General features: G+C 70.0%; 18 protein-coding genes. 9 read left to right on the top strand and 9 right to left on the bottom strand.

Annotated features, from left to right (window positions below; genetic code table 11):
- Nucleotides 1-131 precede the first annotated feature (131 nt).
- From ACVFYP_RS01475 to ACVFYP_RS01460, 4 genes are read left to right on the top strand one after another with little or no spacing between them, the layout of a single operon-like run.
- Complete coding sequence (locus tag ACVFYP_RS01475) at nucleotides 132-1,109, top strand: Bug family tripartite tricarboxylate transporter substrate binding protein (RefSeq protein WP_499198345.1); 978 nt, start codon at nucleotides 132-134, stop codon at nucleotides 1,107-1,109.
- Nucleotides 1,106-2,251 carry a mandelate racemase/muconate lactonizing enzyme family protein gene (locus tag ACVFYP_RS01470; protein WP_499198344.1) on the top strand — a complete coding sequence of 382 codons (1,146 nt, stop codon included), beginning with the start codon at nucleotides 1,106-1,108 and terminating at the stop codon, nucleotides 2,249-2,251. The genes ACVFYP_RS01475 and ACVFYP_RS01470 overlap by 4 nt, the downstream gene beginning before the upstream one ends.
- Nucleotides 2,252-2,260: 9 nt before the next feature.
- On the top strand, nucleotides 2,261-3,172 hold the full coding sequence (locus ACVFYP_RS01465; protein WP_499198343.1) for a DMT family transporter: 912 nt from the start codon (nucleotides 2,261-2,263) through the stop codon (nucleotides 3,170-3,172).
- Entirely contained in the window at nucleotides 3,172-4,731 is a 1,560-nt protein-coding gene (locus tag ACVFYP_RS01460; RefSeq protein ID WP_499198342.1) for a D-aminopeptidase, read from the top strand. Before ACVFYP_RS01465 ends, ACVFYP_RS01460 begins: the two co-directional genes overlap by 1 nt.
- Before the next feature lie 47 nt (nucleotides 4,732-4,778).
- Here ACVFYP_RS01460 and ACVFYP_RS01455 read toward each other — a convergent pair whose 3' ends face one another.
- The 9 genes from ACVFYP_RS01455 to ACVFYP_RS01415 all read right to left on the bottom strand — a co-directional run bounded on the left by ACVFYP_RS01455 (nucleotide 4,779) and on the right by ACVFYP_RS01415 (nucleotide 14,357).
- On the bottom strand, nucleotides 4,779-6,179 hold the full coding sequence (locus ACVFYP_RS01455) for an amidase family protein (protein ID WP_499198341.1): 1,401 nt from the start codon (nucleotides 6,177-6,179) through the stop codon (nucleotides 4,779-4,781).
- A 52-nt stretch (nucleotides 6,180-6,231) separates the two neighbouring features.
- Entirely contained in the window at nucleotides 6,232-7,008 is a 777-nt protein-coding gene (locus tag ACVFYP_RS01450) for an enoyl-CoA hydratase/isomerase family protein (RefSeq protein ID WP_499198340.1), read from the bottom strand.
- Nucleotides 7,005-7,667, bottom strand: coding sequence for a 3-oxoacid CoA-transferase subunit B (locus tag ACVFYP_RS01445; protein ID WP_499198339.1), 663 nt, complete (start codon nucleotides 7,665-7,667; stop codon nucleotides 7,005-7,007). Before ACVFYP_RS01445 ends, ACVFYP_RS01450 begins: the two co-directional genes overlap by 4 nt.
- Nucleotides 7,668-7,946: 279 nt before the next feature.
- Entirely contained in the window at nucleotides 7,947-8,627 is a 681-nt protein-coding gene (locus tag ACVFYP_RS01440; protein ID WP_499198338.1) for a 3-oxoacid CoA-transferase subunit A, read from the bottom strand.
- A 54-nt stretch (nucleotides 8,628-8,681) separates the two neighbouring features.
- Nucleotides 8,682-9,542: a MaoC family dehydratase gene (locus ACVFYP_RS01435; protein ID WP_499198337.1), complete on the bottom strand. Its 861-nt coding sequence runs from the start codon at nucleotides 9,540-9,542 to the stop codon at nucleotides 8,682-8,684.
- 2 nt (nucleotides 9,543-9,544) lie between these two features.
- Complete coding sequence (locus tag ACVFYP_RS01430; RefSeq protein ID WP_499198336.1) at nucleotides 9,545-11,623, bottom strand: acetate--CoA ligase family protein; 2,079 nt, start codon at nucleotides 11,621-11,623, stop codon at nucleotides 9,545-9,547.
- Nucleotides 11,624-11,756: 133 nt separating this feature from the next.
- Nucleotides 11,757-12,005, bottom strand: a complete 249-nt coding sequence (locus tag ACVFYP_RS01425) for a hypothetical protein (protein WP_499198335.1) — start codon at nucleotides 12,003-12,005, stop codon at nucleotides 11,757-11,759.
- 153 nt (nucleotides 12,006-12,158) lie between these two features.
- Entirely contained in the window at nucleotides 12,159-12,788 is a 630-nt protein-coding gene (locus ACVFYP_RS01420) for a NeuD/PglB/VioB family sugar acetyltransferase (RefSeq protein ID WP_499198334.1), read from the bottom strand.
- Nucleotides 12,789-12,791: 3 nt separating this feature from the next.
- A complete protein-coding gene (locus tag ACVFYP_RS01415; protein WP_499198333.1) occupies nucleotides 12,792-14,357 on the bottom strand; it encodes a transglycosylase SLT domain-containing protein in 1,566 nt (521 codons plus the stop codon).
- A 387-nt stretch (nucleotides 14,358-14,744) separates the two neighbouring features.
- Here ACVFYP_RS01415 and ACVFYP_RS01410 point away from each other — a divergent pair, with 387 nt between their 5' ends.
- The 5 genes from ACVFYP_RS01410 (at nucleotide 14,745) to ACVFYP_RS01390 (ending at nucleotide 18,886) form a co-directional block, all read left to right on the top strand.
- Nucleotides 14,745-15,302, top strand: a complete 558-nt coding sequence (locus tag ACVFYP_RS01410; RefSeq protein WP_499198332.1) for a glycine zipper 2TM domain-containing protein — start codon at nucleotides 14,745-14,747, stop codon at nucleotides 15,300-15,302.
- Between the two features lie 62 nt (nucleotides 15,303-15,364).
- Nucleotides 15,365-16,207: an ABC transporter permease gene (locus tag ACVFYP_RS01405; protein WP_499198331.1), complete on the top strand. Its 843-nt coding sequence runs from the start codon at nucleotides 15,365-15,367 to the stop codon at nucleotides 16,205-16,207.
- A 3-nt stretch (nucleotides 16,208-16,210) separates the two neighbouring features.
- Nucleotides 16,211-16,957 carry an ABC transporter ATP-binding protein gene (locus tag ACVFYP_RS01400; protein WP_499198330.1) on the top strand — a complete coding sequence of 249 codons (747 nt, stop codon included), beginning with the start codon at nucleotides 16,211-16,213 and terminating at the stop codon, nucleotides 16,955-16,957.
- A 57-nt stretch (nucleotides 16,958-17,014) separates the two neighbouring features.
- A complete protein-coding gene (locus ACVFYP_RS01395; RefSeq protein ID WP_499198329.1) occupies nucleotides 17,015-18,238 on the top strand; it encodes an MFS transporter in 1,224 nt (407 codons plus the stop codon).
- Nucleotides 18,239-18,886, top strand: coding sequence for a trimeric intracellular cation channel family protein (locus ACVFYP_RS01390; protein WP_499198328.1), 648 nt, complete (start codon nucleotides 18,239-18,241; stop codon nucleotides 18,884-18,886). It begins immediately after the preceding gene.
- Nucleotides 18,887-18,962: the final 76 nt, after the last annotated feature.

The following is an 18,962-nucleotide window of genomic DNA, read 5'->3' as shown; positions in this document are numbered from 1 at the left end:
ATGGCTCGCGGCCGCATCCTGCGCCCTTTCCGACAGGCTTGGCTTGCGCCGCATCAAGCGGGCCCAGGCTGGTCGACCGTTTTCCACCGCGCCATGATGGCCGCAGGAACGCCCCAACGGAGAACGGCCCCATGCCGCAACGTCGAACCCTGCTGGCCACCGCCCTGGCGGGCCTGGCCTTGCCGCATATCGCCCGGGCGCAGGCCTGGCCCACGCGCCCGGTGCGGCTGGTGGTGCCGGATGCGCCAGGTGGCGGCAATGACAGCACGGCACGGATCTTCGCCCATCACATGGAACAGGCGCTGGGCCAGCCGGTGCCGGTGGAAAACCGGGCCGGCGCCGGCGGGCGGATCGGCGTGGAGAACGCTTTTCGGTCCCCGGGCGATGGCACCACGCTGCTGCTCGGCAATGCGGGGTCCAACGGCATCAATGCCGCGCTGTACCGCGACCTGCCATATGATCTTGAGACCAGCTTCGTCCCCATCTCCCTGCTGGTGACCGGCCCGAATGCCCTGGTGGTGAACCAGCGGGCCTTCCCGGTGGACAATCTGGCGGAGCTGTTGGCGATGATCCGGTCCAAGCCGCCGGGCCATTACAACTACGCCACCGCCGGCGCGGGCTCCTCGGCGCATTTCTCCACCGAGCTGTTCAAGGCGATGACGCGCACGGACATGGTGCATGTGCCCTATCGCGGCGCGGCGGGCATGGTGCAGGCCGTGGTCTCCGGCGACGCGCCCTTCCTGATTGCCAATATGGTGAACGTCATGCCCTTCGCCCGGCGGGGGGAGGTGAAGATGCTGGCGGTGACCAGCCTCGACCGCTGGCCCGACGCGCCCGAAATCCCCACGCTGCACGAATCCGGCCTGCCCGGCTTCGAGACCATCGCCTGGAATGGGCTGTTCGGCCCGCCCGGATTGCCAGCGGAGGTGGTGACGCGGCTGGTGCCCGAAATGCAGCGCATCGGGCGGCTGCCGGAGGTGATCGAGCGTATCAACCTGCTCGGTGGGCGCATCGTCACCAGCACGCCGGATGTGCTGATCCAGCGCGTGCGCAGCGACATCGCCAAGTGGAAGGCACTCGCCGCCAGCGCCAACATCACCATCTCATGAAGATCGCCGACATCGCCTTCCGTGGCTTCAACGTCACGCCGAAGACCAACTGGTCCTTCCTGGAGGTCCGCACCGAGGACGGGTTGGTCGGGATCGGCGAATGCACGCTGGCGAATCACGAGCCGCTGATGGCGGCGGAGGTTTCGCGGCTCGCGGCCAATCTGCAAGGCACCGATGCGCGGGACCGCAACCGTATTGCGCGCTACCTGCCGCATGCGCCGGGCGGGTTGGTGACGGCCACCGCGATCTCCGCGCTGGACCAGGCGCTGTGCGACCTGGCAGCGCAGCGGAATGGGGAGCCGCTGCACCGGCTGCTGGGCGGTACCTTTTCAGACAGCGTTCGGCTCTATGCCAATATCAACCGCGGCGCCAATCCTCGCACGCCCGAGGGCTTTGCGGCCGCGGCGAAGCGCGCCGTGGCGGAGGGATTCGGCGGCGTCAAACTGGCGCCCTTCGAGCCGATGGTCTGGGAGGATGGCCGCACCCCCGCCAATCGCGCCGCCTATGCCGAGGGTCTTGCGCGGATTGCCGCCGTACGCGCGGCGATCGGACCGGATATCGACCTGATGGTCGATGCGCATTGGCGCTTCTCCGCAGGAGGCGCCGCCCAGCTCATCCGCGATGTGACTGAGGCAAATCTGTTCTGGCTGGAATGTCCGGTGGCGGAGGCCAATCACCCGGAAATCGTCCGTTTGCGTGGCCTGGCCAATGCGCGCGGCATGCGGCTGGCCGGGGCCGAGAGCCTGTCGGGCCTCGCCGCCTATCGCCCGCTGGTCGAGGCCGGCTGCTATGATGTGCTGATGCCGGATGCGAAGCACGCCGGCGGGCTCGACGAAATCCGCCGCATCGCAGCGCTGGCGCAAACTGCCGGGGTGGAGATCGCGCCGCACAACCCGACCGGCCCCGTCTGCCACGCCCATTCCGTGCATCTCTGCGCCACCATCCCGAATTTTCTGGTGCTGGAAGTGCAGTATGGGGAGACGGAGGCCTTCTTCGACATCGTTCAGGGCGCGAGCCTGCGCTTCGTCGAGGGCACGGCGGTGCTGCCGCAGGGGCCGGGCCTCGGCATCACGCTGAACCCCGGCGCCTTTCCCGCATGGAAACGCATGGACCGCCCTTGGCTGGACCCGCGGCTGGGCTGATAAGGCGGTATGGTACCTGGCTGGATCGGCTTCACCCTCTCCGCCGCATTGCTCCAATGCTGGCGGACCGCGCAGCAACAGAAGCTGCGCGGGCAACTCTCCGTCAATGCGGCGGGGGTGGTGCGCTACTTCTATGGCGTGCCGGTGGGGCTGCTCATCTTCGGGCTCTACGGCGCGATCATTGGCGGCGTGCTGCCACCGCTTTCCGCCGCCGTGCTGGCGCTGTGTGCCATCGGCGGCTTCGGGCAGATCCTGGGCACCAACCTGCTCATCATGGCCTTCGGGCATCGCAACTTTGCCGTCGGCACCGCCTATTCCAAGACCGAGGCGATGCAGGCCGCGATCGTGGCCACGGTGCTGCTGGGCGAACATCTGGCGCCGCTCGCCTGGATCGGCATCGCGGTCGGCGTCGGCGGCGTGCTGTACCTGTCGCTGGCCGGGCGCGGCACCAGGCCCAGTGAGCTGCTGCGCGGAGTGACGCAGCCGGCGGCGCTCTGCGGCATCGGTGCCGGCTTCTGCTTTGGCTTCACCGGCGTGCTCATCAAGGCGGCGAACCAGACGATGCCGGGCGCGGATGTGATCTACAAGGCGCTGCTGATCCTGGTCATCACCAATGCCATGCAGACGCTGATGCAGGGCGCCTGGCTGGCCTGGAAGGAACCCGCGCAGTTCCGCGCCGTCTTCGCCACTTGGCGCGACAGCGCGCAGGTGGGCGCGCTGTCGGCCATGGGGTCGGCCTGCTGGTTCTCCGCCTTCGCGCTGGCGCCCGTCGCCCTGGTGCGCGCCGTGGGGCAGGTGGAAATCCTGTTCACTTTGGCCTTCAGCCGCTTCTACCTGCGGGAGAAGGCCACACGCTCCGACATTATCGGCGCGCTGATCGTCGTGGCGGGCGTGGTGCTGGTGCTGTGGGGAAGCCGCTGATGTCCGATCTTTCGACGCGCCTGGACCGCCTGCTGCGCGACCTGCCGCGCCGCTATCCCGGCCCCGGCGGCGCCATCGCGGTGTTGCAGAAAGGCGAGGTGGTGGTCCGCCACGCCTGGGGTTTCGCCAATGCCGAGCGGCGCATTCCCTTCACCCCCCGCACGCTGTTCCGCATGTGCTCCATCACCAAGCAATTCACCTGCGGCACCATGCTTGCTGCCGTGGGCCAGCCGGAGGCGCTGGATGCGGCGATCCGCGCGCGCCTGCCGCGGCTGGGGGAGGACGCGCCGCCGACGCGGCTGCTGGCGCACAACCAGTCCGGCCTGCGCGACTATTGGGCCGTCGCCATGCTGCACGGCGCGCCCGCCGAATCCGCCTTCGGCGACGTGGAAGCCGCGCGCGTCATCGGCGAGACTAGCGCGCTGCACTTCACCGCGGGCACCCGCTATTCCTACTGCAACCAGAATTTCCGGCTGATTTCGGATGCCCTGCAGGACGTCACCGGCCGCAGCTTCGCCGAGCTTCTGCGGACCCACATCTTCGCGCCTATCGGCATGGAGAGCGCGATTCTCGCCGCCGAGACGGGCGCCATGCCGGACGGCACCGAAGGCTATGAGGGCACGCAGGCCACCGGCTTCCGCCCCGCGGTGAACCGGGTGATCTGGACCGGCGATGCGGGGCTCGGCGCCAGCCTGGACGACATGATCGCCTGGGAACGCCATATCGACGCCACGCGCGACGACGCGGAGAGCCAGCACGGACGCCTCGCCGCGCCGGTCACCTTTGGCGATGGCGCGCCCGCGCCCTATGGCTTCGGCCTGGGCCGCGCCGAGGCTTTTGGAACGCCGATCCTCGGCCATGGCGGCGCGCTGCGGGGATGGCGCAGCCATCGCTTCTACGCGCCGGCGGAACGCATCTCGGTCGTGGTGATGTTCAACCACCTGTCGGACGCCAATGCCGCTGCGATGGAGGCGCTTGCCGCGATGCTCGGCGCCGAGTCGCCGCAGCCGGATACGGCGCTGCCGCCGCCCGACTGGCTCGGCGCCTATGTTGAGCCGGAGACGGGCCTGGCCGTGCGGATCGACAGCGCGGCGCCCGGCGCGGTGCGGCTGCGCTTTGGCCATGGGGCGGAACGGCTCGACCTGCGCGCCGATGGCGGCGCCGGCACCGGCCGCACCCGCCTGCGGCCGACGCCGGAAGGCCTCTGGATGGACCGGCCGCAGGAGAATCAGGCGAGCCTGCTCGTGCCCCGCCAGGGCGAGGCGCCCACGGACATCGCCGGCCGCTACCGCTGCGCCGAACTGGGCGCGGAGCTGCTGGTGACCGATGGCGGTGGCGTGGCCTATGGCGGCTTTTCCGGCCATCTGGGCCAAGGGCGGATGGAGCAGCTGGAGCCGATCGGGCCGGACCTCTGGGCCCTGCCCTGCTGGCGCGCGCTGGACCACACGCCGCCAGGGGATTGGACGCTGGCCTTTCGGCGCGATGCGTATGGCCGCGTCAGCGGGGTGATGGTGGGGTGCTGGCTGGCGCGGCGGCTTGAGTATGGGCGGATGAGGTAGCCCCTCACCCCAACCCTCTTCCCCTGTCAGGGGGAGAGGGGAGCGTCTTACCCCCCAAACGGCTCCACCGGGCTCGCGGGGATGCCGGCGGCCTCGATGACCTCGGCGGCGGCGAAGAGCAGGTCCTCGCGATAGCGGCCGGCCAGGAGCTGGGCGCCGACCGGCACGCGGCCGACCAGGCCGGTGGTCACCACCAGCCCCGGCAGGCCCATAAGCGGCAGGCCGACCTGGGTCAGCTGCGCCTCCATGATCTCGCGGAACCGCGCTGGGCTGCTGACATCGTCCTGGTCCGGGAAGGGCAGTTCGGCCGAGACGGGGGTGATGGCCACGGGATAGCGCTCGAAGAAGGCCATCCAGGCGCGGACAAAGCCGGCGCGCTTCTGCAAGCCGTCCATGAAGGCGTTCAGATCAGGTTGGGCGCACAGCGCCTCCATCTCGCCGAAGATGAAGGTGGCGTCGGGGTCGGCTTCCTGGTGCAGGCTCGCGTTTAACCCGCGACGGCTTTCGGCCAGCCAGAGCATGGCCTGGATGGCGGCGGGTTCGCGCAGGGGCGGGCATTCCACCTCCTCCACCACCCAGCCATCGGCCTCCAACCGCTTGGCGGCGTCGCGCAGGGCGGCCTCGACCTCTGGCGCGGTGGGCATGCCCTCCGGCCGGATGCAGAGCGCGGCGCGCTTTTCCACAGGCGGGCCGTCATGCGCCGCATCGACCCACCATGGATCACGCACATCCCGCTGGCTCATCGCGGCGAAGGCCAGCCGCAGGTCGCCGATGGTGCGCGCGATGGGGCCGGACACCGCCATGATCTGCCCGCCGATCGCCCGCTCGGCGCCGGAGGCATTCCACACCGGAATCCGCCCGAGCGTCGGCCGCAGCCCGTGCACGCCACAGGCATAGGCCGGGTAGCGGATGGAGCCGCCGATATCCGTGCCATGCCCCACGGCACCAATCCCCGCCGCCACGGCCGCCGCCGCCCCGCCGGAGGACCCGCCCGGCGTGATCCCCGGATCGCGCGGATTCTTCGTATGCCCATGCAGGCTGTTGCGGCAGAACCAGCGCAGGGAGAAGGCCGGCGTATTGGTGCGCCCCAGCAGCACGGCGCCCGCCTTGCGGAAATTGGCCACCACCGGATTGTCTTGCGTCGCCACCAGATCCTTTTGGATGCGCAGGCCGTTCGTGGTCGCATAGCCGGTCTGGTCGACATTGACCTTGATGGTCACCGGCACGCCGGCCATCGGGCCGGGGTCCTCGCCGCGCGCCAGCGCCGCGTCGATCACCGCGGCCTGGCCCAGCACATCCTCCGGCCGATGATCCACAACGGCATTGATGGCGGGGTTCGCCGCATCCAGACGGGCCAGCGCGTCCCGCGCCACCTCCGTCGCACTCACCTGCCCACCACGCACCAGGGCGGCGATATCGGTGGCTGGCAGGCGCCAATACTCGGTCATGTCGCGGCTTCCCCTTGCGTCGCCACAAGGCTGCGTCGCGCGACGGCGACGGTCAACCGCCGCCGAACACCGGCTCCCGCTTGCCCATGAAGGCCGCACGTCCCTCGGCATGATCGGCCGAGAGGAAGCACATGGTCTGCCAGTCGCGCTCCCGCTCCAACGCCGCATCCAGCCCCTCGGCCAGCATGCGTTTTGTCAGCGCGATCGGCAGCGCGGCCTGAGCAGCAAGGCCCGCCGCGACGCGCTGCGCCTCGGCCAGCGCCTCGCCCTTCGGCACCACGCGATCCACCAGCCCGATCCGCTCCGCCTCGGCGGCGCCCATCGGCTCCGCGTAGAACAGAACCTGGCGCGCCCGCGCCACGCCGATGCGCGCGGGCAAGGTGAAGGGCAGGCCGAGATCGGCCATGAGGCCCACCTTGTTGAAGCCCGCCATGAAGCGCGCCTCCGCGGACGCCACGATGGTGTCACTGGCGCAGGCCACCGACAGCCCCGCGCCAACGCACCAGCCCTCGACGGCCGCCACGATCGGCAGCCGCCCGCCGACCATCAGGCGGATGATGCGATGCGTGCGTCGCATCCTCTCCCGCCCCTGCTCGGCATCCCGCACATCCATGCCCGAAATGTCGCCACCCGAGCAGAAGGTCCCGCCCGAGCCGGTGACCACCACCGCGCGCACGCCCGCATCGCCCTGTGCCGCCTCCAGCGCCTCGAACAACTGCTCCCGCAGCGGCACCGACAGCGCATTGCGCCGCGCCGGATTGTCGAGCGTCAGCGTCAGCACCGCGCCATCGCGCGCCTGTGCCACGCGCATCACCGGAGCGTCACTCATGCGTCGGTGTGCAGCACGGCGCCGGTCTGCGCCTGCAATTCCGCGAAGGACATGCCCTCCGCCAGAATCTCCCGCAGCACGAAGCCACGGCCCTGCACCACATCCACCACCGCCAAGTTCGTATAGATCCGCTGCACCGCGCCCGGCGCCGTCAACGGATAACCACACACCTCCACCAGCTTCGGCCGCCCATCCTTGGTCGTGTGGTCCATCACCACCCAAAGCCGCTTGGCGCCCGCGGCGAGGTCCATCGCGCCACCCACCGCCGGCGCCGAGTCATTCTCACTCGTCGCCCAATTCGCGATGTCGCCATTCTCCGCGACCTCGAACGCCCCCAGCACGCACAAATCAATGTGCCCGCCCCGGATCATCCCAAAGCTGTCCGCATGGTGGAAAAAACTGCCGCCCGGCCGCAACGTCACCTGCTGCTTGCCGGCATTCACCAGCCAGGCATTGCCCTTCCCCGGCTCCGGCGCCGGACCCATGCCCAGAACACCATTCTCGGAATGCAGGATCACCTCCCGCTCCACCGGCACATGATCCGCCACCATCGTCGGAATCCCAATCCCGAGATTGACGAACCACCCCTCCGGAATGTCCCGCGCCACCCGCGCCGCCATCCCCTGCCGCGTCACACCCGCCATCAGCTTCGACTCCATCGGATCGTCCAGAGGGCACGTCTGGGGCGTGCCTTGGGTTGGGCTGCGTGATTTGCAGGAGGGGCTCTGCCCCTCCCGCACCCTCCCCGCCAGGAGGAAGTGGCCTCCTGGACCACGGGACCTTGAGGGGAAATGGAGAGGGGCCGGAGCGCCCGCTTGTTCGGCGCTCCCTCTGGCCCCTCTCCATTTCCCCTCATGAATCGAAGGGTTCCAAGGGGCCACTGCCCCTTGGCGGGAGGGTGCAGGGAGGGCGGAGCCCTCCTTGCGAACCACCCAGTGCTACACCCAAGGCGCCCCGCGTTCCACCTGGACGACCCGTTGGACGAAGATGCCGGGGGTGTGGACGTGGTCGGGGGGGATGTCGCCGAGGTCCACCACGTGGTGGGTTTGGGCGACGGTGAGGGTGGCGGCCATGGCCATGACCGGGTTGAAGTTCCGGCCGGATTCTCGGTAGGTCAGGTTGCCCCAGCGGTCGGCTTGCCAGGCTTCGATCAGGGCGACGTCGCCGGGCAGGGCTTGTTCCAGGATGTGTTCGCGGCCGTTGAAGACGCGGCTTTCCTTGCCTTGGGCGAGTTTGGTGCCGGCGCCTGTGGGGGTGAAGAAGGCGGGGATGCCGGCGCCGGCGGCGCGCATGCGTTCGGCCAGCGTGCCTTGCGGGACGATTTCGAGGTCCAGCTTGCCGGCGCGGTAGAGTTCTTCGAAGACGGTGGAGCCGGCGGAGCGGGGGAAGGAGCAGATGATCTTCCGCACGCGGCCTTCCATCATCAGGCGGGCGAGGCCCACCTTGCCGGCGCCGGCGTTGTTGGCGACCACGGTCAGGTCGCGCGCGCCTTGTTCCAGCAGGCCTTCGATGAGTTCGTCGGGCTGACCGACGGCGCCGAAGCCGCCCATCAGGATGGTGGCGCCGTCTTTCACGCCTTCCAGCGATTCGGCGATCGACTGGACGATCTTGTTGATCATGTCCGCCCTCTGGTTGCGGGTGTCAGGTAAACGGCTTGGCTTGGGGCGTCCAGATCAGCGGATGCGGAAGGCGCCGTGGCTGATGACGGTGATGTCGCGTTCCACAACTTTCGCGCGGAAGGCCGCGCCGCCGGGGGTGCGCCAGATTTCGGTGCGGATGGTCTCGCCCGGGAAGACGGGGGCGGAGAAGCGGCATTCCATGCGGCCGAAGCGGTCCGGGTCGTGGTCGCAGATGGTGGCGAGCAGGGCGCGGCCGACCACGCCGAAGGTGCCGAGGCCGTGCAGGATCGGGCGCGGGAAGCCGGCCTTGGCGGCAAGCGCGGGGTCGCTGTGGAGAGGGTTGTGGTCGCCGTTCAGGCGGTAGATCAGCGCCATTTCGGGCCGCGTCGGCAGGTCGAGTGTGAGGTCGGGCGCGGTGTCGGGCTCGGCCGCCAGGCGCTTCACAGGGCCATCCGGCCCTCCGAAGCCACCATCGCCGCGCAGAAAGGTTGTGTTCTCCACCGTGGCGAGTTTCTGGCCCGTGGCTTCGTCCAAAATGTCGCGCGCGGTGTAGAGCAGCGCGCCCTTCCCGGCGCCGCGATCCACCAGGCCGGTGACGCGGGATTTGCCGACCACCGTGCCGCTGGTGGGCAGCGGCGCGAAGAGTTCGACGGCCTGTTCGCCGGCCACCAGCTTCACCGCATCCACGCCGGTCGCCGGGTCCGCCAGCCAGAAGCCGGGATAGCCGAGCACCACCGCCATGGTCGGCAGCGCGCGCATCGCGGGGCCTTCAGTGACGTAGCGCAGCGCCGCGGTGTCCATCGGGTCCTGGCCGAGGCCGAGCGACAGGGCATACAGGGACGAATCCTGCCAGCGCAGATCCTGGCGGATTTCCGGGATCGGGAAGTTCAGCAGCGTCTGATAGTCGATGGGCATGATCAGTCCGTGAGTTCGAGGACGGCGTCGGCGGCGAAGGCGCCCTGGCCCGCAGGCAGCACCAGCAGCGGGTTGATCTCGGCCGAGGCCAGGCGTAGTCTGGCCGCCGCGCCGAAGCGGGACAGCGCGACCAGCGCCTGGGCGAGCGCGGCCACATCCGCCTTCGGCTTGCCCCGCGCGCCATCCAGCAGAGGAAAGCCGCGCAGGGACCGGATCATGGCTTCCGCCTGCGCTGGATCGACGGGGCAGCGACGGAAGGCGACGTCGGCAAAGATCTCGATGAAGACGCCGCCGAGGCCCACCATCGCCATCGGCCCGAAGACCGGGTCCCGTACCACGCCGAGGGCGATTTCGGTGCCGCCGACCACCTGCTTGGCGATCAGCACGCCGTCGATGCGCGCGGTCGGCGCATGGGCGCGGGCGCGCTGCTTCAACAGGGCGAAGGCTTCGCGCACCGCGCTGGCATGCGCCAGGCTCAGCAGTACGCCGCCGATCTCTGATTTGTGCAGGATGTCCGGCGACAGGATCTTGGCGACCACCGGATAGCCGATGGCCTCCGCGGCATTCACCGCATCCTCCACGCTCTCACAGGCGGCCTCCGGCACCATGGGGATGCCGGCGTCTTCCAGGATGCGCTTGGCCTCGGCCTCGTTCGGCGAGGTGTCGGGCAGTTCGATGTCCGCCAGGGTTTCGGCCGGTGCCGGTGATGCGGCAAAGGCTTCACCAAACCGCCCCATCGCGGCCAGCGCCACCACGGCGCGGGAGGGGTCTTCCATGCACAGGAAGCCGTCCGCCTCCCATTCCCGCACGCGCTCGACCGGGGCGAGGATCGACAGCAAGAAGATGCGGTCGGGATGCGCGTCCAGCACCTTCTTCAACTCGGCCCGCAGGCGCGGCGCCATGGAGGGGCTGGCGCCCCATTGGGTGAAGAAGGCGATGACGCTGGCATAGCCGCCATCGGTGACCATGCTTTCGGCGAAGGCGCCTATCACGCTCATGTCGTTGAAGGCCTGCGCCGTGCAGTCCACCGGATTCAACGGCGAGGAGAAGGGCACCAGCGCCTTCAGCTTCTGCTGCGCCGCCTCCGGCATCGGTGGCATCGGCAGCCCTGCGGCCTCCGCGGCATCGGACATCAGCACGCCGGCGCCGCCCGAAATGGTGACCACGCCCAGCGAGTTGCGTTTCGGAAAAATGCCGCGCTGGGCGACGTAGCAGACGTCCAGCAATTCCTCGGTGGTACGAGCGCGGTGCACGCCGAATTCGGCCAGCACCGCATCCATCACCCGGTCGTCGCCGGCGATGGAGGCGGTGTGGGACTGCGCCGCCGCCTGGCCGAGCGCGCTGCGCCCGACCTTCATCATCACCACCGGCTTTTTCGCCGCGCGGGCCGCTTCCAGCGCGGCGATGAAGCGCGGGCCGTTCTGGATGCCCTCGGCATAGGCGGCGATGACCTGCACCTCCTCGCTCTCCGCCATCCAGCCGATGATGTCGGACAGGCCGAGATCAGCCTCGTTGCCGGTGGTCACCAGCACGGGCGTGGCGATGCCGCGGTCGCGGGCCGCGGCGAACAGGTGGCTGCCATAGGCGCCGGACTGGCTGGCGATGCCCACACCGCCCATGCCCGGCCTGGCGGAACGGGGCCAGCCATTCTCGAAGCTGGCCGAGAAAATCGGAAAGTAGCCGAGCGTGGCGTTGAACATGCCGAGGCAGTTCGGGCCCAGCAGCCGCATGCCGGAAGGCCGCGCCGCCTCCAGCAGCCGGGCCTGCATCGCGGCGCCGGCCTCCCCGGTCTCCGCGAAGCCGGCCGTGAAGACGATGGCGGCGCCGCAGCCGCGAGCACCGAGATCGGCCACGGCCTGAATCGCTGCCTCGCCAGGGATCGCGACAATGGCGGCATCCGGCGCCTGTGGCAGGGAAGCGACGCTGGCGAAGGCCGGCACCCCCTGCACCGTCGCCCGGTTCGGGTTCACCGGCATCAGCGCGCCGCCAAAACCCTGGGAGAGCATATAGGCCAGCGGCCGCCCGCCAATGCGCGTGGCATCGTCCGAAGCACCAACCACGGCGACGGAGCGCGGTCGCAACAGCCGATCGAGATCGCGGAATGCCAGTGCTGCCTCCCCTTTCGCGCCTTGCGCGGGATGGGAAGCGATGATCCCCGCCCGCGGGCCACCCAAATTGCGGGAGGCACCGAGCAGCGGCAAGCCCCAGGGGAGATCAGCCGATCAGAAGGCCGATCGCCACCATGCCGAGCAGCAGCACCGCGCCGGCGCCGACCGCCGTCAGGAAGTTGCTGCGCTGGTCATTGCCCGACGCGTCCTCATTGTCCCAGCCGGAGGAGATGACGGGATAGTCCGGGCGTTCCGGCTGCGGCGTATCCGGCGTGGGCGTGTCGCCGATTTGGGTCGGGGACCGCAGGCCGAGCAGGGCTCGGGGTTCGTCCGGTCGGTGGATGTCGGTGGCCATGGCAAGGATTATTCGCCACGTGAGAGTAATTTTCCACCACCTACAGGGCCGTATCTCGCTTTTTTGTGACGTATGATAGCGCGAACTATCTCGAATATTACAACCATACCGGGCGTCGTGCGGGATGACTCGCGCCTTGGTCGCTGTCCGAGCTCAGCCTTCGCCAACGGGGCGGGCCGGAACGCCACCATAACGGCCACCGGGTGGCACGGTGCAGGCCACCGCCGCACCCGGCGCCACCAGGGCATCGGCGCCAATCACAACGCCCGGTCGCAGCACGGCCCCCGCCGCCACCAAGGCGCGTGGGCCGATGCGGGACGCCCCACAGAGGACGGCGCCGGGACCGATATGCGCCGCCTCCTCGATCTCGCATTCATGTTCGACGATGGCGCCGGTGTTCACCAAGGCCATCCGGGCCACGCGCGACTCGGGTCCCAGCACCGCCCGGGCCATGATCTGGCACCCTTCTTCCAGGATGGCGCTCGGTGAGATCAGGGCGCTGGGATGCAGCAGCGGTGGCAGCACGAAGCCTGCCGTCTCCGCCGCCCGGCCGAGCCGCGCCCGGGCGGCATTGTCACCGATTGCGACGGCCAGTTCGACCAACCCCTCCGCCCGCAGGGCGGAAAGGCTTTCGGTGCCGCCGAGAACGGGGCAGCCAAGCACCGGAGCGCGCGCCGGCCCGTCATCCAGAAGGCCGGCCACCATGCAGCCATTGGCATGGAGCAGTTCGATCACCACCCGCGCATGCCCGCCGGCGCCAATCACCAGCACCGGCGCCCGCATCGATCAGGCGCCTGGCGCCACCACCATGCAGGCACCGCGGCCACGTATCCGCTCGCAGGCCGCCTCGGCGGCCGAGCGGTCGGCGAGGCCGATGACGCGCGCGCGATACAGCGTGCTGCGGCCCTGCGACGTCGGCTGCACCACCAGGCGCGTGCCGGAGCTGCCGACCCTGTCGCGAGCCTCCCCGGCCGCGGCGCGGGCCAGGTTTTCGGAGGCGAAGGCGCCGACCTGGATCGCCCATCCGCCCCCGCCTGCCGGCGCGCCCGTCGTCGCGGGGCGCGGTGCCGCCGGCAGGGTGCTGGCATAGGCCTGCGGGATCAGGGAGAAGCCGCGCGGCGCCGGGGATGCCGCCAGGCCGGGCGGATCGACGCGCACGAAGGGCGAGGCCGGCGGCGCGGCCGGCGACAGCGCCGTCACGGTCTGCGCCGGGCGCGGCGGCGGGGCGGTGGCGGCGATGCGCGCGGCGGGCGGGGCCGGCGGCGGCGCGATCATCGAGAGCGACTCGCTGCGGATGCTGCCGGGGTCGCCCGGGCTGACCACCGGCGCCATGCTGGCGGCGGGTGCCTGCGCCGTCTGATAGCTCTCGAAGCTGGCGCCGAGGCTGCTGCCGGAGGCGGTAGCGGCCGGTGCGTCGTCACCCGGGCTGCGGATCGGCTCCATCCGGTTCTGGAAATCGCCCAGGCTCGCCACCGGCGCCATGGCCACCACGCTGCCCTGTGGCGCTGACGAAATGCTCGCCGCGGCGGCGTTCGAGACCATGAAGCCGCCGGCGGAGGCCAGCTGCGTCGGCTGGCTGGTCGAGCCATCCGGAATCGGGTCCATCCGCACCACCGGGCCCGGCGGCAGGGCGGCCACCCGGACGCCCGGATCGACGGCGCGGCGCTGGTCGCGCAGCGCCAGCATGGTCGCCGTATTGCCCTGGCGCGGCCCGGCCGGGATGCTCAGCGGGAGCTCGGCGGCCGCATAGACCTCCGGCGCCGCGCGGCGGTTCGGATGCGCGCCCTGGATGCGCGGGCCGATGCGGGCGACGTAGTTGCGGGTTTCCGCCGGCAGGCCGCGGCCACCCCACAGATAATCCTCCAGCCGCCGCGGGCCGGCATTGTAGGCGGCCAGGAAGCCCGGCGCGCCGTACAGCTCATACATTTCCCGCAGATAGGCGGTGCCCGCCATCAGGCTGTCCCACGGGTGGTAGGGGTCGGAACCGAGACCGTACTTCGCCTGCAATTCGCGATAGGTGCCCGGCATCACCTGCATCAGACCCATGGCGCCGACACGCGAGGTGGCGGAGACGCGGCCGCCGGATTCCTGGCGCATCACCTCCCGGATCCAACGCTCGGGAATGTCGAAGCGCTGCGAGGCCTGGCTGATATAGGGGCCCCAAGGGTCGTGTGCCGGGCCGGGCGCGTCATAGCTGCTGGGCCGCGCCCATTGCGAATTGGACGCGAGGCTCGCCTGGGTCGCCGGCCGCTGGGTGGTCTGGCCGCAGGCGGCAAGCGCGCCGAGCAGCAGGCAGGCCGCCACGGGCCGTGCCCACCGGCGACCCTCGCGCACAGCGCTGAACCGGTTCATGCAGGCTCTCCGTCGGTTGCGGGTGCCGTTCCCCGAGGCCTGCCCCCCCGGCCCGCATATCGCCCCCAAGCGATATGCCGGCCCAGGCCAACCCCGACTTCCGTCCCGTCGTTCAAGTCCGCTCGCAAGTCTCTGGGAAGCAGGCCTAACCCATTGCGACCGGCGGAGGCAAGGACGAGATCATGGCAATGCGCGCCCTGATCGCGCCACGGTGGGGTGTAACAAGATGAAATTCCGTCAGGCCCATGGTCGCGCTACATAGCCGCCCAGATAGCCGTCCAGCTAACGCGGACCTCTTTTGACGCCCCCCCCGTGCCGACAGCTGCGGCGGGGTCGAACCCAGACCGGCCGAGAGGCTCGGTCAGCAATGCGTGAGGATGTGTTGATATGCGCCTGTCCCAGAGGTTGATCCCCGCCGTCGCGGCGCTGGCCCTGGTCGCCGCGCTGCCCGGCTGCGCGCCCAGCCAGACCGGCAACACGGTGTCCGCCCGCTCGCTCGGCAGCGCGGCCCATGTCTCCTACGGCACCATCGTCGGCAGCCGGCCCGTGCAGGTGCAGGGCGGCGGTAGCGGCATCGGCACGGTCGGTGGCGCGGTGGCCGGTGGCATCGCCGGCAGCTTCATCGGCGGCGATGTGCGGTCCAACGTGCTGGCCGGACTCGGCGGCGCGCTGCTGGGCGGCCTGGCCGGCACCGCGGTGGAAGGGGGCCTGACCAGCGGCACCGCCATCGAATTCGTGGTGCGGGAGGATCGCGGCGGCGACATCGCCGTGGTGCAGACCAACGAGGCCGGGCTTCAGGTCGGCGACCGCGTGGTGATCAGCCGTGGCGACCGCGTGCGGCTCTCGCGCGCCGCGGGCGGCCCGCCGCCCCAGGGTTACGCGCCCCAGGGCTACAGCGCGCCGCAGGGCTATGCCGATCCGGCCTCCGCCGGCGGCGCCAAATAGACCTTTCCCCGCGCCCCGGCGCACCTCTGGCCCGGCCGATGCGGCCGGGCTATGAGCCGCCCATGTCCGACTCTCCCGCCGCACCGATGCCGGCCTATCACGTCGATGCGGCGGACCCGCAGCGACTGCGCAAGGCGCTTGAGGATGTGCGGCTCGGCGTCAGCCGCTGGCGCCTGGCCTCCACCCTCGCCTGGCTTGATATCCGGAACCGCTACCGAGGCTCCGTCCTCGGCCCCTTCTGGCTGACGCTGTCGACCGGCGCGATGCTGCTCGGCCTCGGCCTGCTCTATTCGGCGCTGTTCCAGATGTCGCTGCGGGAATACCTGCCGCATCTGGCGGTCAGCCTGGTGATCTGGAACGCCATCAGCCAGATGGTGAACGACGCCACCATCAGCCTGACATCCTCCGAAGGCATCATCCGGCAGTTGCCCCTGCCCTATACGGTGCATGCCCTGCGCTGCGTCATGCGCAATGCCATCATCGCCGCGCATAACTTCCCGCTGATCCTGGTGGTCTTCCTGGTCTGCGGCCATCTGCCGGGGCCGGAGGCCGTGCTGGCCATTCCGGGCTTCCTGCTGATCGCGATCAATTCGGTGGCCGCGGCGCTGTTCCTCGGCATGCTCTGCGCCCGCTTCCGCGACATCGGGCCGATCGTCGGCAGCACCATGCAGTTGGCCTTCTTCCTGACACCCATCCTGTGGAAGCCACGGCTGCTGGGGCATTGGGAGGCGTGGATGCCCTTCAACCCCTTCTACGCGATCCTGGAGACCGTGCGCGGACCGCTGGTCGAAGGCGGCGGCCCGCCTTTGGCCTGGCTGGCGGCGATTATCTATACATTGCTCACGGTGACGGTGGCGGCGGTGTTCTTTGTGCGCTTCCGCGGCCGTGTGGCCTTCTGGGTGTAGCGCATGGCCCTGATCGAAGCCCACGGGCTCTGCCTCGACTTCCCCTACTACCACATCGGTGCCCGCTCCCTGAAAAAGCGGCTGATGGGCAAGTCGCGGCTGCATACGGACCCATCGAACCGCATTGTCGTCACGGCCCTGCGCAACCTGAACTTCCGCATCGGCAAGGGGGAACGGGTGGCGCTGGTCGGGCCGAATGGCGCGGGCAAGACCACGCTGCTGCGCACCATGGCCGGGGTCTATGAACCTGTCGCGGGCAGCCTGACCGTGCAGGGCCAGATCGGCGCGCTGATCGATGTCGCCGCCGGCATGGACAGTGAATCGACGGGGCGGGAAAATGTCCGCCTGCGCGGCCTGTATCGCGGGCTGACGGATGCCGAATCGGACAAGCTGGCCGAGGAGGTGGCGGCCTTCGCCGGGCTCGGCGACTTCTTCGACGTGCCGATCCGCACCTATTCCGCCGGCATGGGCGTGCGGCTGGCCTTCGCTTTGGCCACCGCCATGCAGCCGCAGGTGCTGCTGATGGATGAGTGGTTCCTGGCCGGCGATGCCGCCTTCATGGCCAAGGCGGAGGAACGCCTGGCCCGGCTGGTCGGCGGCGCCGATATCATGGTGGTCGCCACCCATGACTTCAGCGTGGTGCGCCGCTGGTGCAACCGCGCCATCCGCATGGAAGGCGGCGTGATCCTGGCCGATGGGCCGGTGGAGGAAGTGCTGCAGGGCCTGGAAGCGGCCACAGCCGCGGTTTGACCTCGCCGGCCTGCCGGATGCACTCTGCGCGGAGTAGCCGCGGAGCGCTGATCCGGCATGCCTTCCATCCCTGAAACGCCGCCGACCAGCCAGGATGCGCGCATCCTGGCGCTGATCGGCACCGGACATTTCCTCAGCCATTTCTACATGCTGTGCCTGCCGCCGCTGTTCCTGGTCTGGCGCGACGAATTCGATGTCTCCTTCGCCGCGCTCGGCCTGGCGGTGGCGCTGATGAGCGGCGTGACGGCAGCCTTGCAGACCCCGGTGGGCTTCCTGGTGGATAAGCATGGCGCGCGGCCCTTCCTGGTGGGCGGCGTGCTGCTGATGGCGCTGTCCATCGCCGCGATGGCCGCAGCGCCGGGCTACTGGGCGATCCTCCTGCTGGCGCTGCTGTCCGGCGTGGGCAATTCGGTGATCCACCCGGCGGATTACGCCATCCTCGGCGGGTCGATCCATCCGAGCCGCATCGGCCGCGCCTTCGCCATGCACACCTTTACGGGCAACCTCGGCTTTGCCTTCGGCCCGCCGGTGATCGCGGCGATGCTGCTGGTGATGGGCTGGCGGCCGGCGCTGCTGATCCTGGGCCTGATCGGCCTGCCGGTGGTGCTGGCGATCCTGTGGCAGAGCCGCATCCTGCGGGACCAGGCCAAGCCCAAGGACCGCAAGGCCGGCCCGACGGGGCGGGAGTTGCTGCTGTCGCGGCCGATCCTGCTGTTCTTCGGCTTCTTCCTGCTCTCCGCCATGGCCGGCACCGCGATCCAGGCCTTTTCCATCACCGTGCTGGGGGAGCTTTGGGGCACGCCGGTGGCCGTCGCCTCCCTGGCGCTGACGGGTTACATGATGGGCGCGACGGGGGGCACGCTGGTCGGTGGCTGGTTCGCCGACCGGTCGAAGAAGCACCTGCCCTTCATCATTATCCTGACCGTGACCTCCGCCGCGCTGCTGCTGGTGATGGGGCTGGTGCCGGTGCCGGACTGGCTGCTGCCATTGGTGGCCGGCGCGGCCGGGCTGGCACTGGGGTCGTCGCGCACGCCGCGCGACGTGATGCTGAAGGACGCCATCCCGCCCGGGCAGATGGGCAAGGTCTTCGGCTTCGTCTCCTCCGGCCTGCCGCTTGGCGGCGCGATCACGCCGGTGCCCTTCGGCTGGCTGATCGACCTGGGACTGGCCGCGCTGGTGCTGCCGCTGGCCGCCGCCCTGCTGCTGGCCTCCCTGTTCTGCATGGGCAGCGCCCGCAGCGCGGCCCTGGCGGCGCGGCCCATTGCCGTGCCGGCGGAATAATTGGGCGGGCTGGATACCGCGCTGCGGGCGCTCGACCTGCTGGGCATCGCGGTCTTCGCCGCCTCCGGCGCCCTGGTCGCCAGCCGCAAGCAGTTGGATGCCGTGGGCTTCGTGCTGATCGGCATGGTGACCGGCTTCGGCGGCGGCACGGTGCGGGACCTTCTGCTGGGGCGTACGCCGCTGTTCTGGCTGCGCCAACCGGAACTGCCGGCCATTGCCGCCGCCGCCGCGCTGCTGGTGTTCTTCTTCGCCCATCGCGTGGAAAGCCGTTTCAAGGCGCTGCTCTGGGCGGATGCGCTGGGCATGGCGCTATTCGCCGTGCTGGGGGCGGAGATCGCGCTGATCGCCGGGGCGGACGCTTGGGCGGCGGTGCTGCTCGGCACCGTCACCGCCACCGCCGGCGGCATTTTGCGGGATGTGATTTGCGACGAGCTGCCGCTGATCCTGCGCAAGGAGATCTACATCACCGCCGCGGCCGCCGCCGCGCTCGCCTATGTGGCGCTGCGCCTGGCGCCCTTCCCGCGCGACATGTCCCTGATCGCCGCCATCGCTCTGGGCTTTGGCATCCGCGGCGCCGCGATCTGGCGCGGCTGGTCGCTGCCGCCCTTCAAGCCGCGCCCGGCGCGGGACTATCCGGACCAGCGCTGACAATGCGCCATCGGATTTGCCATGGGCGGCGATAGACAGAATCCTGTTTCGTGACCGCATCCGCCATGGCATCACC

The sequence above is a fragment of the Roseomonas sp. F4 genome (assembly GCF_053891155.1).
This window is presented reverse-complemented; position numbering and strand designations above follow the sequence as displayed.

What these genes read in the sequence shown, in the direction of transcription:
- ACVFYP_RS01440 (WP_499198338.1), bottom strand. Translation starts at nt 8,627, where the DNA reads ATGATCAACAAGATCGTCCAGTCGATCGCCGAATCGCTGGAAGGCGTG.
- ACVFYP_RS01470 (WP_499198344.1), top strand. Translation starts at nt 1,106, where the DNA reads ATGAAGATCGCCGACATCGCCTTCCGTGGCTTCAACGTCACGCCGAAG.
- ACVFYP_RS01460 (WP_499198342.1), top strand. Translation starts at nt 3,172, where the DNA reads ATGTCCGATCTTTCGACGCGCCTGGACCGCCTGCTGCGCGACCTGCCG.
- ACVFYP_RS01425 (WP_499198335.1), bottom strand. Translation starts at nt 12,005, where the DNA reads ATGGCCACCGACATCCACCGACCGGACGAACCCCGAGCCCTGCTCGGC.
- ACVFYP_RS01405 (WP_499198331.1), top strand. Translation starts at nt 15,365, where the DNA reads ATGTCCGACTCTCCCGCCGCACCGATGCCGGCCTATCACGTCGATGCG.
- ACVFYP_RS01410 (WP_499198332.1), top strand. Translation starts at nt 14,745, where the DNA reads ATGCGCCTGTCCCAGAGGTTGATCCCCGCCGTCGCGGCGCTGGCCCTG.
- ACVFYP_RS01435 (WP_499198337.1), bottom strand. Translation starts at nt 9,542, where the DNA reads ATGCCCATCGACTATCAGACGCTGCTGAACTTCCCGATCCCGGAAATC.
- ACVFYP_RS01420 (WP_499198334.1), bottom strand. Translation starts at nt 12,788, where the DNA reads ATGCGGGCGCCGGTGCTGGTGATTGGCGCCGGCGGGCATGCGCGGGTG.
- ACVFYP_RS01445 (WP_499198339.1), bottom strand. Translation starts at nt 7,667, where the DNA reads ATGGAGTCGAAGCTGATGGCGGGTGTGACGCGGCAGGGGATGGCGGCG.
- ACVFYP_RS01465 (WP_499198343.1), top strand. Translation starts at nt 2,261, where the DNA reads ATGGTACCTGGCTGGATCGGCTTCACCCTCTCCGCCGCATTGCTCCAA.
- ACVFYP_RS01475 (WP_499198345.1), top strand. Translation starts at nt 132, where the DNA reads ATGCCGCAACGTCGAACCCTGCTGGCCACCGCCCTGGCGGGCCTGGCC.
- ACVFYP_RS01395 (WP_499198329.1), top strand. Translation starts at nt 17,015, where the DNA reads ATGCCTTCCATCCCTGAAACGCCGCCGACCAGCCAGGATGCGCGCATC.
- ACVFYP_RS01400 (WP_499198330.1), top strand. Translation starts at nt 16,211, where the DNA reads ATGGCCCTGATCGAAGCCCACGGGCTCTGCCTCGACTTCCCCTACTAC.
- ACVFYP_RS01455 (WP_499198341.1), bottom strand. Translation starts at nt 6,179, where the DNA reads ATGACCGAGTATTGGCGCCTGCCAGCCACCGATATCGCCGCCCTGGTG.
- ACVFYP_RS01450 (WP_499198340.1), bottom strand. Translation starts at nt 7,008, where the DNA reads ATGAGTGACGCTCCGGTGATGCGCGTGGCACAGGCGCGCGATGGCGCG.
- ACVFYP_RS01415 (WP_499198333.1), bottom strand. Translation starts at nt 14,357, where the DNA reads ATGAACCGGTTCAGCGCTGTGCGCGAGGGTCGCCGGTGGGCACGGCCC.